Below are 14,797 nucleotides of genomic sequence, written 5' to 3' on the forward strand. Positions count from 1 at the left end.
TGGATTTATCGCACATATGGCCGAGTTCGGTGGGGGCGGGAACAAGCCCGGCAGGACCGGCCGACCGCGTCTCGGACGCTGTCCGCGTCCGCCGGACGGTCTGCCTGCTCGGCATCACAAGACCCGCTGGCGCACGATCCGTTCGGCTGATTGAGTGACAACTTCCTTTAGAGGAATGGCGACTTGGGGGTCAAGGCATGGCAGCAGATACCCACGACGGCGACGGCTCGGATCCGGAAGCAGCCGGACGTGGGCAGCGAGTGCTCGAACTCCTGGACAAGGCGATCGACCTCCAGACCCCGCTGGTGCGCAAGAACATCGCACGGGCCCGCCAGCGGAACCCGGAGGCGACACCGGCCCAGGTGATCCGCAGCCTGGAGCGTATGTATGTCAGCGCCCTGACCGGGACGGGTGCCGCGGTGGGGGGAACCGCGGCGGCGCCCGGCGTCGGCACGGGAGTCGCACTGGCACTGTCGGCGGGCGAGACCCTCTCGTCCCTGGAGTTGAGCGCCCTCTTCGCGCTGTCGGTCGCCGAGGTCCACGGAGTCCCCATCGACGAGGTCGAGCGCCGCCGGACGATCGTGATGGGAGTCATGCTCGGCGGCAGCGGCTCCACCACCATCGGCAAGGTCGCCGGACGTACGGGGCAGCACTGGGGACGCCAGGTCGTCGCCAAAGTGCCGGTCGAGACGTTGCGCCAGATCAACAGAGTCCTGGGGCCGAACTTCATCACGAAGTACGGGACCAAGCAGGGGATCATCGTTCTCGGTCGCGTGGCGCCGTTCGGCATCGGTGCCGTGATCGGTGGGGGCGCCAACGCTGCCCTCGCCGCTCTGGCGGTGCGGGCCGGTCGTCGCGCGTTCGGCCAGGCGCCTGAGTCTTGGCCAGGGCTGACACCTAGCACACCGCCGACGCCCGAGGACTCGCAAGTCTGATTCCTCGGTGCGCTGAAGGGCGTCGAGCACCCCGCCTACGGCCTACGCCACATGCTCACGGCTCGATACGCGCTCTGCCGGGCCCGAGGGCCTTACGAACCCGCTCCTTGTGGGCGCCCGGCTCCGGAGTTGGAGCAGGGCGCCGACGCGTGACGGAGCTGCTCGCGGGTTCGCCCGTCGTTCACGCCATGGGTGACGTCGGCCTACCCGTCCGGCCCCAACACAGAGGCGGGCCCGTCCCGCCGGCCGAGGACCCTGCTCGTGCCCTGCGCCTGTCAGAGTGCCGCGAACTCTATGAACGCGGTCCACGCCGTGGGTTGTACGGCCAGGGCGGCGCGGGTTGTGTCCTTTGAGTCGCGGATGTGGACCGTGCCGGGGAGGGCGGCGACCTCGACACATTCGCCGCCCTCCTCGCTGCTGTAGCTGCTCTTGCGCCACGCCGACTCGTCTATGTGCTGCTGATGTACGTGCGCGTTCATGGCTCTCCCAGCAACTTCTCTACGTACGCCAATGATTCACGAGGAGTGAGGGCCTGCGCCCGGATGATTCCATACTTGACCTCCAGCGCCCGGACCCGCTCCCGCTCCGTCTGCAGGCGGCTCACGTTCTGTACCTCGGCGTACGCGATCCTCCGCCCTTCCTTCGTCTCGATCAAGGTGAAAGGACCAGCCATTCCGGCGTTCTCCTCACGGTCGAGCGGCATCACCTGGATCTCGACGTTCCGCCGCTCCCCCGTCAGGAGGATGTGCTCAAGCTGGCCGCGCAGGACTCCTCGTCCTCCGATCGGACGCCTCAGCACGGCCTCATCGATGGCAAAGCTGGCGAGCAGCGCATCACGACTGGACAAGATCTCCTGCCGGGCCAGGCGCGCGGACACTCGCTGTTCGATCAGCTCGTCAGCCATGGGCGGTCGCATCATCATGAAGATGGCCCGCGCATACTCCTCCGTTTGCAACAGCCCGGGGACCGCCTGGTTCGCGTACACATGAAGCTCAACCGCTTCGGCCTCCAACTTGGCCGCGTCCCGGAAGAACGCCGGGTACTGAGCCCGAGCCACCTCCTCTTTGCTGGCACTCAACACCCCACCCGCGTCCAGCACTTCATCGACCCGGTCGATGAACTTCGGCGGCGGGATACGTCTCGCCTGCTCGAACGACGCGATCGTCGAGGCCGAGTACCCGGTCAGCGATCCGAGCGCCGCGCGGTCCATCCCCGCCCGCTCCCGGAACAGCTTCAACTGCCTCCCGAACACGCACAGCATGCCCGTTCCGACCTCGTACTCCGGCTGCTGAACCTCGTCGTCCACGCCGCAGCTCCTCTCGTACACCGCCCGGTCGGCCAACTCGGGGCCCGGAAACCGGTCACGCCCACCACCACGTACAAGCGCACCGCCCGCGTGTACAGCCCGTACTCGTCAGCACATCACTCCTGGTCAAAGCTACGCAGAGTCCGCGACCGTTTACCCCATGAAGTCAGCAACTCCCCCGAACGGGCATATGCCACGGCACCTCGCACCCGAACGCGAGTTCACCATGCGCTTCACCTCAACGCCTCGCGGTGCCCGCCTCGCTCGACGACTCGTCTCACACCGCCTGGACGACTGGGGCCACCTCTACACCAGCCACGTCAACGAAACACTCACCCTCATCACGGCGGAACTCGCCGCCAACGCCGTACGCCACGGGCACGTCCCCGGCCGGGACTTCCACCTTCACCTCGTCCTGGGCGAGGGCATCGTCCGGGTCGAGGTGACCGACACCCGCGCCGAGAAGCAGCCTCCGTCCAGCGCTCCGGTGACCGACTCGCTGTCCGAGTCCGGCCGGGGACTGCTCCTCGTCGCCGCCCTTTCGGACGACTGGGGGGTCGCCCCTCGCCATGCCGCCCCGGGGAAAACCGTGTGGGCGGAACTGCGCGTGCAGCAAGGAGGCCACCCGCGCACGCCCCGGGTGGCCCCTGAACCGACCGACGTCGAACTACTCCTGGCTACGGCTTCGCTGCTGCGCGACGACCTCGGGTCGCGGCCGGAGGACGCCAGGCACGGAGGTCGTCGTCGGTGAGTCCGTGCTCGCCCTGCTTCTGCTGGCGGTATCCGGCGAAGAAGTCAGCCGGGGAGCCGCTGTAGAGCATGTCGAACTCGTTATGCCACTGGGACAGCCACGGCTGGAGTTCCAGCAGGCCGGCGAGGAACGGCGTGATCTCCTCGGTGGACAGCGCGGTGTTGGTGAAGTACGTGGCGAGGGCCTGCGCCTGCTCGCGGTGGTCCCAGCCGGCCCACCCGTACAGCTCGGGGGTGGCGGCGTTGGTCTGCCCGTAGGAGATGAACCGCTCCTTGGGCACGTCGAGCTTGCCGCGCGCCCTCCAGTAGGACGGGCGGAGGAAGTCGGCCGAGGTGTACTTCGGCGGCACGGGAATGGAGTCCCGGATCTTCCGCTTGGCGGGCTCGTCGGGCGCGGCGTCCTCCTTGCGCTGGAGGTCCCACACCTCTTCCCAGTCGGCCCGCTTCTTCAGCCCGGAGGGCTTGTAGCGCAGGGCGGAGAGGAACGGCACGTGCTCGTCGGTGATCAGCTCGGCGACGACCTTCGCGAGTTCCGTGCGAGGCGCGTAGAGCTTGGCGACGGAGACGAAGTCCTCATCGCGGGAGAGGGCGTCAGTGAGGCGGCCCAGGGTGAGGATGGTGGGCTGACCGTTCTCGTCGAACCAGTGGTCGCGGTTCTCCATGCGGTCGAGCAGCCAGGAGCGGAGGGCCTTCTCCTGAAGTGCGTCCCAGCCCTCGGTTGCCCAGCGACGCTTGTACTCGGGGCGCTCGACCATACCGATGGCGCGGTTCGACTCAATGGCGTCGATGCGCTTCTGGACGATCTCACGGTAGGGGGCAGGCCAGTGGGCGGGGATCTCCGTGATGGGCGTGGAGTTGTGCCGCTTGAACCACTCGTCGCTGGCCTCGCCTGCGGCTACGCGACGGGCGAGGACAATCTCGAAGGCGCGCTCGCCGAGGGCGAGTTCAGGGATGCTTGGGTCGTCGGGGTCCTCGGATACTCGCAGGTCTTCGGAGTGGAGGTGGTAAAGGGAGTAGACCTGCCAGTCCAGCTCTTCTTGGAGGGCGATCAGGCGGGCCCGGGCAGACCTCCACGCCTTGCGGCCCTCTCGTAGCGAAGCACTCGAAGGGACAGCACCGGACGCCCTTATGGTCAGAGTCACCTCACTTAGTCGCCTCGCCACAAGATCAGCCGCCGCAGCAAACTTTACAGGGACGACACCGGGTAGCGGAAATCTTTCAACGTTACTGCCGTTGAATTGAAAGCTCCAAGACCAAGGTTGATCAGATTCACCGCCGCCCGATTCTGGACTCCCCCCCTTCTTATGGCAACTCATCTTTAGCCAAAAGGCAGCCGTAGAACTATTGAGCAACCCAAGGATCGCCAGGTGATCATTCTCCTTTGCGTTTTTACGCAGCTTAATCACTGGAGCAGTTCGCCCCAACACCGAGTCCGCGCGATTCACGAGGAAGTGATTGTGCGTAGCGATTTCAGCAAACGCGATAGACCAGGGATTTGCATCAACATCCTTAGGCAGTTGATGCCACTCCCACCAAGGGCGGCGATCGCTGAAATATGTACCACCGGAGAAAGTGGCACGATTCCCAAGTTCGGTTCGGTTGGGCCACAGGATACGCCCAATATTTGGCATAGCATCCAATGAGGCGACCATTCGCTCCTCATTATAGGGGTGAATCACATAACTGGCCTGGCGGGCCATATAATCGCGAACTTCATCCCCAAAGCTGATAGGCTCGATGAATTCTTCTTCGGCCTCACGCTTACGCAGAACATGCGAGGGAAGCGTGAGCGCTTCATCCGCGTGGGTGTCCCCATAGAACCCCACCCGAACAGTCAGAGCGTTCAAGGTTTTCACGCTTGCAGCGCTCAACAGCTCAAGGACTTCTAGGCCCCCATCTGCCAGAACCCAGGGCTTCTTACTGAAGTAGCGAGACCGCTCCAAGTCGTCGACGGAAACCCATGAGCTAACCGATCCTGGAGAATCGATCTGTTTTACGATGGCGTTCCACACAACACCGTCCTCAGCCCGTTCGGGAGAACCCGGTTCCCCTTGCACGCTTCGCACAGTACGGATGCTCGATGAGCGGTCCTTCCCCTCGCGGCTGGTGCCGATCAGGATGACGGTAGGTGTCCCGTGTCCAGGAATATAGGCACCAGACGTGTCAATTACTTCCGTCAGTTCGACCCTGTGCGCAAAATACTCCTCGATTAGCCTGGTGCCGAACTCGCGCTTCATGAATGAGTTCGCAGTGATCTGGCCCACCACGCCATAGCCGGCACCGCCAGCCACTCCCCGCTTGGCCAGATCGAAGAACCTTTGAGCAAACGGCACGGAGAGCGCGTACAAGCCAGCGCAAGCGTCATACAGCTCCCGATACAGTGCGTTCAGTTTTTTATCTTTGACCGCAATGTAGGGCGGGTTACCAACCACCACGTGATATCGCCCGGACTGCAAAATGCCCGGGTGCTCGTGCACGTCCTCTGTAGCGTAGGCGAACGAGGCCAGTGGGTCATCAAGACCATCTTCGTCCCCGCCCAGCGTGAGTTCCAACTGCCGGGCCTTGATGAGCGAGTCACCCACCGCCAGATGAACCGGCCACTCGTACTTCGCAGCCTCCGCCAGCGTCCGCACCCCACTCGCCGCCATAGCCGCAACCAGCAACCGGAACCGAGCAATAGCCACCGCGAACGGATTGATGTCTACCCCGTGCACCGAGTCCAGCGCAGCCCGCACCCGCTCATGCACATCCCGCCCCGGCTGCCCCTCCCCCCAAAGCCGCACGAGCCGCCGAAACGCCCCCAACACAAAGTGCCCCGACCCACACGTAGGGTCGATCATCTTCAGTTCCTCGTACCCGAACTCCCGCGCCGCGGGATTCATCGTCCGGTCGAGGATGAACTCCTCCACGAACTCCGGCGTCTGGAGCAACGCGTACGTCTTCCGCGCGGCCTCGCTCAGGTCCTGGTACAGGTCGCCCAGGAACCGCGTGTCCCACCCCTCCGTGCCGTCCTCGTTCAGCGGGTCGGTGAAGTCGTGGACGAGGACGCCCGCCTCATCCCTCCCTCGCCAGAACTCGACCAGCTCCCGCGCACCGTCATGCGACAGCGGGACCTGGTACAGCGGGTTGTGCCGCTTGTCGAAAAGCAGCCGACCCGCCTGCCCCTGCCCCAGCTCCTCGAACGCCTTCTCCAGCCAGCCCCGGTACGTCGGGTCCTCGTCCGACTCCACGTACGCGTCGTACCGAGACTCCGCCAGCTCCCGCCGGTCACCGTCCGGCCCCGTCAGGTACGGCTCCGGGATCAGCCGGTTGTCCTCGCAGAACCGTACGAAGACCGTCCCCAGCACCCACGCCACCGCGACCTGCGTGACCCGCTCGTCCAGCCACGAGGTCCACGTCGCCGCCGTACGCCCCAGTTTGAAGGCCCGGTCGTGCTCGGCCTTCAGCCGCGCTCCCACCTCCCCCAGCGCCTTCACCTGTCGCCCGAGGTCGGCCTCGACCGCCTTGACCTGATGCTTCAGGTCGTTCAACAGAGCCTTGCGGTCGATCACTTGACGTCTCCCTCGACACCACTGGCACCGGCACTCGCCGCGCCCTCGCCCTCACCGGACCCGCGATGGGCGTTGCCCACCCACGTGTCCGGAAGCTGAATCCACTCCCCCAGGCCGGCCTGGTACGGCACGGCCACCTGCCCGAGCCGGGGCTCACGCGACGGGTCGCTCTGCGGGACCAGGAGCCACAGCCCCCGCCCACCCCGCCGGGCCGCCGACGCCAGCCGGTCCAGGACGCCCATCGCGTCGTACCGCGCGAACACCCCGGCCTCCGTCAGCAGCACAGGACCGGCAGGACCGGCAGGGTCAACAGGACCAGCCCCATCGCCACCACCATCTCCCAGCAGCGCCGCCACCCGAGGCTCCACCGCGCCCCACGCCGTCCGCACGTACTCCGCGAACTTCACGGCACCCTTCGACCCAGGCTCGGCGGCGTCCGCCTTGAGCAAAGTCTCCCAGGTCGGCTTCGTGCCCGGCGTGACCTGCGCGTGCAGGGCCTCCAGGAACAGTTCCGTCACCGACACCGCGCCCGCGCCCAGCCGCTCCGCGCCCAGCTCCCGCACCGCGTCCCGTACCAACTGCTGCCGTACGGTCAGCACCCGGAACCCGTCCCGGCGGGCCGACGCGAGCAGCCGTTCCTCCGCGCGTACCGCGCCCGCGAGCTGCGGGTCATCCGCGTACCGCGTCACCGCGCCCGTACGCGTCGACTGGCGCCACGCGCCCGTCGTGAGGTAGCTGGACGCGTCGTCCACCCGCGTCGGCAGGTAGCGCAGCGTGCCCGTGTCCTCGCGCGTGTTCAGCGACAGTTCGAAGCCCGCGTCGCGCAGGGCCTTGGTCAGCGGGCCGCCCGTCGGCAGGTCGTGGGAGGTGCCGCCCCGGCCGTCGACCACGACCAGCTCGGGGAAGCGGGCGCGCACTCGCTCGTGCACGTCCTCTCCCGTCAGGCCGGGCTGCCGCCCCTCCGGTACACCAGGAATCCAGCGGACGAGCCCGGCCTGGGTGAGCCGCAGCGCCCGGACCAGCGGCAGGTCGCGCGGGTAGATCTCCAGGCGTGGCGTGGCGGCGGCGTTCACGGAGGCCGCCGCCGCCAGCTCCACCATGCGCCGCTCGTCCCAGTTCACCGCGCCCGGCGGCACCGTCAGCGCGCCCAGCTCGGCCAGGACCGTCGCGGCCGTCGGCAGGGTGTCCAGCTTGGTCAGCCGGTCCGCCGTACGGCCGAGGCGGGTCGCGTACTCCAGCAGGCCCGGTGCCGTCGGGGTGTCCGGGCCGTCGTCCTCCCGCACGTCGAGGGCGAGCAGGCCGGCGCCCAGGGACTCGTCCGTCGCCTTGCGGTTCGGCTGGTGCTGGAACTCGGCCTCCTGCGGCACCAGTTGCTCCACCTCGACCACGGCCCGTACGGCCGCCAGCGCCATCGCGCGCCGCTGCTCGCGCCCCGCGAGGTGCGTGCCGCGCCGGACCGCCAGGGCGTCCGCGATCTCCACCGCCGAGGCGACCCGCCCCATGCCGACCAGCAGGTCGATGATCTCCTCGCGCAGCGCCTGGACGGCGGGCTCCGCCTTCCAGCGCTTGCGCTCGTCCTTGAGCAACAGCGAGACACTGCCGTAGCTCAGCCCGAGGGCCTCCGCGACGTCCTTCTGCTTCGGCCAGACGCCGATGTCCGGCAGGACGCCGTGCTCGTCGGGCAGGCGCAGCAACAGCCGTACCATCTCCGCCTTGTTGCGGTTGGAGCCGTTGTTGTTGACGGCGGGCACGAAGACGGTGGCGAGGGTGTCGAGGCTGACCGAGCGCAGCGTGCGGACGGGCAGCGTCCCCGCCGACTCGCCCGTCGCGAGGTGGCCGACCAGGGCCGACTCGGCGGCCGTCAGCTGCTCCAGCTCCTCCTTGGCCTCCGCGCGGCCCTTCGGCGTGAGCGGCGAGACGGGGATCTCGCGCAGTCGCTCGCCCCACTCGCGCTGCCGCTGCTGGACCTCGTTGCGGGTCTTGGCGCCCAGGCCGGGGGCGTTGACGAGCTTGCGGCGGCTGTAGTCGAGGAGTTCGCCGACGGTCGTGATGCCCAGGCCGTACAGGAACGACTGCGCGGCGAGCGTCAGGCCGGAGACGGTCAGCGGGGTGTCCCGGGTGACCTCGGCGGCGAGCCGGTCGCGCTGCTGCTCGGCGCTCTCGGGTTCGGCGTCCGCGATCCCCGCCGCGGCGGCGCCCTGGGCGGGCAGGCCCTCCCCGGTCGTCGTGGGCGCCGGGGCCGACGCGCGGGCCCGGTGGCTGGACGGGACCGTCTGGGACGCGTCGAGGAAGACCTTGCGCCAGGCGTCCCGCATCGGCTTCAGCTCGGGGTACCGCTGGGCCGCGTCGCGGTGCAGGGCCTTCTGGAAGAAGGCGACGAGGCCGTCCCGCACGGCCGGGTCGAAGGCTTCGGCCGCGATCGTCGGGTACGGCCACTCCTTCGCCTCGGTCATGCGGGGCAGGACGCTGCCGTCGCCCCACTTGGGCAGCTCGCCCGAAGCCATCTGGTGCAGGGTGACGGCGACGGCGTACCGCTCGGCGTGCGAGTCGTAGGAGCCGCGGGTGATGGCGTCGACGAAGGGGTCGAGGTAGCCGTCGGTGCCCGCGTCGGTGCTCTTCGCCGGGTAGCCGGCGAGGGAGAAGTCGATGAGGACGAGTTCGCGGGTGCGGTTGGGGCGGATGCGGATGGCGATGTTGTCGGGCTTGATGTCGCGGTGCCAGACGCCCTCGCCCTCCAGGAAGTCGACGGCGCCGAAGAGGTAGTCGCCGTACGCCTCCAGCTGGTCGACCTGGAGGCGGCCGTTCTCGCGGAGCTGGCGGGCGACGGTCTCCTCGCGGCGGCGCGGGCGGGCCCCGGCCTCGCCGCCCTGCCCGGTGTCGTCGCGTTCGTCGCCGACGTACTCCAGCGCCAGGACCGTACGGCCGCCGATGTGCAGGGGCTCGGGTTCGACGAGGCGGATGATGCCGGAGTGGGGGCGCAGGCGGCCCATGGCCTCGGCCTCGCGGGCGAGGATCTCGCCCCGGCTGTCGGAGAGGGCGACCTTGAGCACGGCCAGGGGGCGGGTCTTGCGGGTCTCGGCCTGGAGGTCGCGGACGAGGAAGGCGCGGCTGGTGGAGCCGGTGCCGAGGCGGCGGCGGATCTCCCAGCGGCCGGCCAGCACGTCACCGGCGACGGCTTCCAGCGGGTCCTTGTCGGCGGTGGTCCCGTCCTCTTCGCCGGGCGCTTCCGTGCCGGTGGCGGCCGAGGCCGGGGCGGTCAGGGAGTCCTCGACGACCTCCAGCAGCTCCAGGAACTCGTCCACGCTGGACAGGCGCTGGCCCGGCCGGTAGGCGGTGGCGGCCTGCACCAGGTCGTCCACGTCCTCCGACAGGCCGTCGACGAGGGAGCTGGGGCGCAGGCCCTCGCCCGCCTCCAGGCGGGCCAGCAGCTCGGCCTGGCTGGCGGCCGGGGCCTTGCCGGTGACCAGCAGGTAGGTGAGGACGCCGAGCCCGTACACGTCGAGGTGGACCGGGTCGGGGTTGAGGGCGGTCAGCTCGGGGGCGAGGTAGGCGTCGGCGTCGTCGGCCAGGTGCATCGCGGACAGGGCGGTCGGCGCGAAGCGGGTCATGCCCTGGCCCTGGGAGGAGTCGCCGCTGCGCTGGGTGGCGATCTGCCAGTCGGAGATCTGCAGGTGCGGGGTGAGCCAGGCGGCCTCCTCCCCCACGGCCCGGCCCTTCCTGCCGCGCGGCCGGGGGACGACGAGCACCGAGCGGGCGGCGAGTGCCCGGTGGTGGATGCGGCTGGAGTGCGCGGAGCGCATGGTCTCGGCGAGCTGGCGGACCAGCGCCATCCGGCCGAGGATGTCCAGCTTCTCGCCGTACTGGACCAGGTACTCGTCCAGCTTCAGGGTGTCCGGGTGGTAGTCGAAGATCAGCGCGGGCCCGGCGGTGTGCCCGGAGGGGAAGTACTGCTTGAGCGCGACCACGCCCGGGTGCTTGAAACGGCCCAGGACCGCGGCCTCGCGCCGGGCGGCGTTCTCGACGGACTGACGCAGGGAGGCGTCGGAGCCGCGCTCGCTGAGGTAGATGCGGACCCGGGCGGCCTCGGGCAGGTCGCTGTGGCGGGCGAGGTAGTCGGCCCAGGTCTCCCCAGAGTCGAAGGACTTCCGCTCCAGCTCGTACGGGCCGACCTTGTACTGGGCGTCGCTCTTGCGGATGCCGATGTGCTTGAGGGCCGTCTCGATCTCGCGCGAGCCGATCGCGGTGATGCGGCGCCGCTCGTCACGCGGGGGCTGCTTGAGCATCTCGACCAGCTGGTGGACGGTGTACACGCCGTTCTGGTCGTGGGCGGGCAGGCGTACGCGCAGGCTGTTGTCCGTGAAGCAGACGGCCTCGGCGACCCAGACCCGCTTGTTGCCGGGCAGCGCGAGCAGGCCGGCCAGCTCCTTGGCCTTGCGGTTGACCAGGTGCAGCGGGTTGCCGTGCGTACGGCGGCGGCCACCGGGAGTGGTCTGCACCCAGGTGCCGTTCTCGGAGGTGACCGAGCCGTGCCAGTCCTTCAACTCGATCATGCAGACGCCGCCGGGGGCGACGACCAGCAGGTCGACCTCGCGGACATGGCCGGTGTTCGCGGTGAAGGTGAAGTTCGACCAGGCGCGCCAGGGATCGGAGTCCGGCAGCTTCTCCCGGATCGCGTCCAGGCCACGGCGTTCGTGATCGAACTCGGACTCGGTGACCGTGACCCACCGGCCTTCCCGCATGCCTGTTCCCCGCTCCTCGTTCCTTCCAGGGCGACCTTTTCCCATGGTCAAACCCTGCATGCAGATCCTAATGGCTGGCCACGACATGAGAAGAGGTCGTGAAGATCGGGCCAAAGAACATGACCGGGAGAATATCCGCTCATGTCGAACATTTACCCGACGCCGCGAACCGCCCAGCCGTCGACGCATCCGGCCAGGGCAGCCGTCAGGTGGCCTCGTAAGCGAGCTTCGCCAGGGCGAGCGCCTGCTTCAGGGTGCTTTCATCACGGATCTGAATGTTCACCCTGTACTGGTAATTCCCTTTGGTGAGCGGGTAGGCATCCGGTGCGAGCTGCGTGATCTCGTCGCTGTGCTGCAGACGAAAGTTGATCACGCCCGTCGACGCGAAGGAATAGGCGAAGCCTCCGTACTGGCTGCCCTTGCGGCGGAGTCGGAGGTAGCCCGAGTAGTCGAGCGGATCGCCTTCTCGCCATGTCTTGCGCTTGATGCCGTGGGCTCCCACGCTCTCCCAGGAGGCCGCCTCCGCCAGGAAGTCGACGAACTGCTGGGCAGCGGGATTGAAGGCGAGTTGCGCCTTCACCGTCTCCTGGCCCTCTTCAGGGACACCCGGCACATCGCCCTCGACGAGCCAGCCGAAATCGACGAAGTCATCGCTGTCGGGATCGGCGACCACCGTAGGCGGCCGACGAGTGGTGTCGACGGTCCCGGACTGCTGCCGGACAAGCTCGCGGACCGCCTCGGACGCGTCGAGCTCCTGCGGCGTGCCCTCGAAGCGGAAATAGGTGAGCTTCACGGTTCCCCCTGCCAATCGCGACCGTGCCCGACGGGTCGGACCTCGGTCACCAACCTCGTGAACGGGCTTCAACAGACCTTTGACATCATCGGGGTTGAGCGCCTGCGGCCGCAGCTTTTCGCAGCACTGTCCTCCCCGCCGAGGGGCCGCTGACCGGAAACACATTCGCCCTTCCCCTGTGTCCGTAGGCTCGCTCTTCCGTGTGCGCCCGGGTCCGGCGCATGTCAGGACGATGAGCCGATCACCTCGGGGTGGAGATGGCGCAGGAGTCGACCCGTCCGTATCCGGTGGGCGAGCTGCTGACCGCGGTCCGGCTGGAAGTCGCCGCCGAGCTGCGCAGTGCGAAAACGGCAAGGCCGAGCAAAAGGTGGCTTTGTCGAAGGGCCGACGTACCTCGCGTTCCGAAGGGCGGCACGAGTATCTGCTCGAGGGCCGCACTTGGCAGGACAGCCTCGACGGCAAGCCCGTGCTGGTCCGGCGGTCCCGCTCGGCCGGTGACTGGACGCCGCCGAGGCCAAGCGGCTTCCGGACGGCGGCGTCCGCCTGACCACAGCCGTGGACCTGGGGGACTCTCCCGCGAACGTGCAGATCCGCGAGGACGACGCGGCAGAATGGCGCACGCTCGCCGAGCGCCTGGAAGCAGTGGGACAGCCTGACCACCCGGTGCGTGCGGAAAGCGTCGGCTGGATGCTCGGCCGGGGCAGCCCGCGGGCGACCGGACTCCGGCCGGGGCCGTCGGTACCGCTGTCAGATCACCGCCGGCTTCCGTGTCGGCTGTCCCGCTAGCTCCCGCAGCTTCTCCCGCGTCTCCGGGTCCGTCGAGTACACGATCGTGCCGACCATGCCCCGGGTCAGCAGCACCTTGTACGTGTTGCGGATCAGGCGATCCACGTCCGTGTCGGATGTGGACTTCTTGAAGACCGGGTCCTTCGACGCGGTCCGGTCCGTGATCCAGCGGTCGCCGCGCCAGACCAGATCGGGGCCGATGATCACGCCGGACCAGTCGTACTCGAAGCCCTGGGCGGTGTAGACGCAGCCGACCTGTCCGAAGCCGGCCGGGTCGGTGGCCCACAGGGCGGCCGGGGGCGCGCCGGAGACGGCGCGGTCGCCGCGCAGGTTCCAGGGACGGGCCCAGTCGCCGATGACGACGTCGGGCGGGAGCGGGGCTCCGGGCCTGGGTTCCGAAGACCAGCGCCAGCAGTAGCCCGCGGACATGCGGGCACCGTAGCCCTGCGTCCGACGGGCCTCGAGGAAGGCTTCCAGCTCTCCCGGGCTGTCGGCGACGAGCAACTGCATGCGGCCGTCCGGCTCCCATCCGACCGGCCCGCCCGCCTCCAGGCCGAGAAGGCGGACCACCCAACGCAGGTAGGCATCGCTGCCGCCGCAGCGGAACTGGCTGTCCAGCGGGACGACATAGCAGGGGATGCCCCGCTTCGCCGCTGCCGCCTCGATCTCGGCCACCGTACCCATCTCACCCGGGCGTACGACTTGGTGCTCGTCGAGGAAGAAGACGGGCACGTGGGCGACATCGATGAGTTCGTCGATCTGCGCCCTGCCGGTACGGTTCTCGGCGCGGGTGTAGCGGTTGGCCGAGGTCTCGCGGATGCGGTGTGCCTCGTCGCAGATCAGGGCACCCAGACTGTTCTTCTCGGCGGTCATGAAGCTGTTGAAGTACTTGAACAGGTCCTGGACTTCCCGCTTGCGGGCTCCGGCGACCTTCCTCATCGTCTTCGTGAACGACTGTGAGCCGGTGGCGTGCAGTGCCGGGACTCCGCGCCGGTAGAGCTCACCCAGCAGTTGGAGAGCGATGACGCTCTTGCCCGTGCCGGGGCCGCCCGTGACGACGACGACTTCCTTGCGGTCGGCGTGCTTGGCCTTCTCGACGGCATTGAGCACCATGCGGTACGCGACCTGCTGCTCGTCCAGGAGGACGAACTGCGAGCGCTCACGCACCTCTTCGGCGGCCACGGACATGAGCTGCCTCGACGGCACCGTGGCGCCCGCACGGAGTTCGTCCGCCGCCTGGGCACCCAGATGCCTGTCGCTGAGCCTCGTCCGAAGGTGGTCGAGGAAGGCGCCGCGGCGTTCCTCGGTGAAGAGGAGTCCGCGGCCGTCACGCTCGATCTCCCGCAGCCCTGTCACACCGAACTCGGTGGCGTTGTGCAGGTAGGCCACTCCCGCGACCCGGTGCGCGCACTCCGCCACCGCGCCATTGAAGTTGACCAGGTACTCGCAGTAGCGGCGCACCTGCTCGATGGGGTTGAGGACAGGATGGGCGTAGGCGTCGACATGGCACAGAGTGGGGTCGTCCTCATGCGGCAGCGCCTGGCTCCACTGCTTCAGCTCCACCACCACGTAGGACGGTTCCCCCGTGACCGGGTGCACACCGGCGAGGACGACGTCCGCCCGCTTGCTGTTCAGCGGGAGCGCGTACTCCAGCATGACCTCCACGTCGCCGAGGCCGGCGTCGTTGAGCGCGGCGGCCAGGACCGGGATGCTGCGCTCCCAGGAACGCACCTCCGAGGCGCCTGGCCGATAGCCGTGCATGTGGACGAACTTGTCGGTGAGGTGCAGGAACAGCGAACCGTCGAGTGCCATGACGGCGACCGTCTTGGCGGACGCGCGGAACAGCAAGGACTTCCCCCAGGCAGCACGAAAAGACTCGTGCGGGTGGGGGCATGTCCTTCGAGACTCCACCGGGGCGGAGCGGAAGCCCGTCGGGC

The 14,797-nt window shown here is 68.4% G+C and carries 8 protein-coding genes; 2 read left to right on the forward strand and 6 right to left on the reverse strand.

Annotated elements, in window-relative coordinates; all coding sequences use genetic code 11:
* Window positions 1–197 precede the first annotated feature (197 nt).
* Window positions 198–935: a hypothetical protein gene (locus ACFYR0_RS18845; RefSeq protein ID WP_389328822.1), complete on the forward strand. Its 738-nt coding sequence runs from the start codon at window positions 198–200 to the stop codon at window positions 933–935.
* Between the two features lie 275 nt (window positions 936–1,210).
* Here the strand turns inward: ACFYR0_RS18845 and ACFYR0_RS18850 are convergent, their stop codons facing one another.
* Together ACFYR0_RS18850 and ACFYR0_RS18855 are read right to left on the reverse strand one after the other, a co-directional pair.
* Entirely contained in the window at window positions 1,211–1,414 is a 204-nt protein-coding gene (locus ACFYR0_RS18850; protein ID WP_389328825.1) for a DUF397 domain-containing protein, read from the reverse strand.
* Complete coding sequence (locus tag ACFYR0_RS18855) at window positions 1,411–2,241, reverse strand: helix-turn-helix domain-containing protein (protein WP_389328828.1); 831 nt, start codon at window positions 2,239–2,241, stop codon at window positions 1,411–1,413. Before ACFYR0_RS18855 ends, ACFYR0_RS18850 begins: the two co-directional genes overlap by 4 nt.
* Window positions 2,242–2,401: 160 nt before the next feature.
* Between ACFYR0_RS18855 and ACFYR0_RS18860 the strand changes: the two genes are divergently transcribed.
* The gene (locus ACFYR0_RS18860; RefSeq protein ID WP_389328831.1) at window positions 2,402–2,992 is read left to right on the forward strand and encodes an ATP-binding protein; all 591 of its coding nucleotides are present in this window, start codon (window positions 2,402–2,404) and stop codon (window positions 2,990–2,992) included.
* Here the strand turns inward: ACFYR0_RS18860 and pglX are convergent.
* The 4 genes from pglX to ACFYR0_RS18880 all read right to left on the reverse strand — a co-directional run bounded on the left by pglX (window position 2,919) and on the right by ACFYR0_RS18880 (window position 14,708).
* Window positions 2,919–6,542 carry a BREX-2 system adenine-specific DNA-methyltransferase PglX gene (pglX, locus tag ACFYR0_RS18865; protein ID WP_389328834.1) on the reverse strand — a complete coding sequence of 1,208 codons (3,624 nt, stop codon included), beginning with the start codon at window positions 6,540–6,542 and terminating at the stop codon, window positions 2,919–2,921. The genes ACFYR0_RS18860 and pglX overlap by 74 nt on opposite strands.
* Window positions 6,539–11,281, reverse strand: coding sequence for a BREX system serine/threonine kinase PglW (gene pglW / locus ACFYR0_RS18870; protein WP_389328837.1), 4,743 nt, complete (start codon window positions 11,279–11,281; stop codon window positions 6,539–6,541). The genes pglX and pglW overlap by 4 nt, the downstream gene beginning before the upstream one ends.
* A gap of 205 nt (window positions 11,282–11,486) precedes the next feature.
* A complete protein-coding gene (locus ACFYR0_RS18875; RefSeq protein WP_389328839.1) occupies window positions 11,487–12,074 on the reverse strand; it encodes a hypothetical protein in 588 nt (195 codons plus the stop codon).
* A 747-nt stretch (window positions 12,075–12,821) separates the two neighbouring features.
* Window positions 12,822–14,708 (reverse strand): DNA/RNA helicase domain-containing protein, encoded by a 1,887-nt coding sequence (locus ACFYR0_RS18880; RefSeq protein WP_389328842.1) that lies wholly within the window; start codon window positions 14,706–14,708, stop codon window positions 12,822–12,824.
* Window positions 14,709–14,797 lie beyond the last annotated feature (89 nt).

The sequence above is a fragment of the Streptomyces sp. NPDC005017 genome (genome assembly GCF_042873115.1).
Classification (GTDB): Bacteria; Actinomycetota; Actinomycetes; order Streptomycetales; family Streptomycetaceae; genus Streptomyces.

Bases quoted from the DNA above. Each gene is read 5' to 3' on its own strand.
- ACFYR0_RS18845 (WP_389328822.1), top strand. From the start codon at position 198: ATGGCAGCAGATACCCACGACGGCGACGGCTCGGATCCGGAAGCAGCC.
- ACFYR0_RS18860 (WP_389328831.1), top strand. From the start codon at position 2,402: ATGAAGTCAGCAACTCCCCCGAACGGGCATATGCCACGGCACCTCGCA.
- ACFYR0_RS18850 (WP_389328825.1), bottom strand. From the start codon at position 1,414: ATGAACGCGCACGTACATCAGCAGCACATAGACGAGTCGGCGTGGCGC.
- pglW (WP_389328837.1), bottom strand. From the start codon at position 11,281: ATGCGGGAAGGCCGGTGGGTCACGGTCACCGAGTCCGAGTTCGATCAC.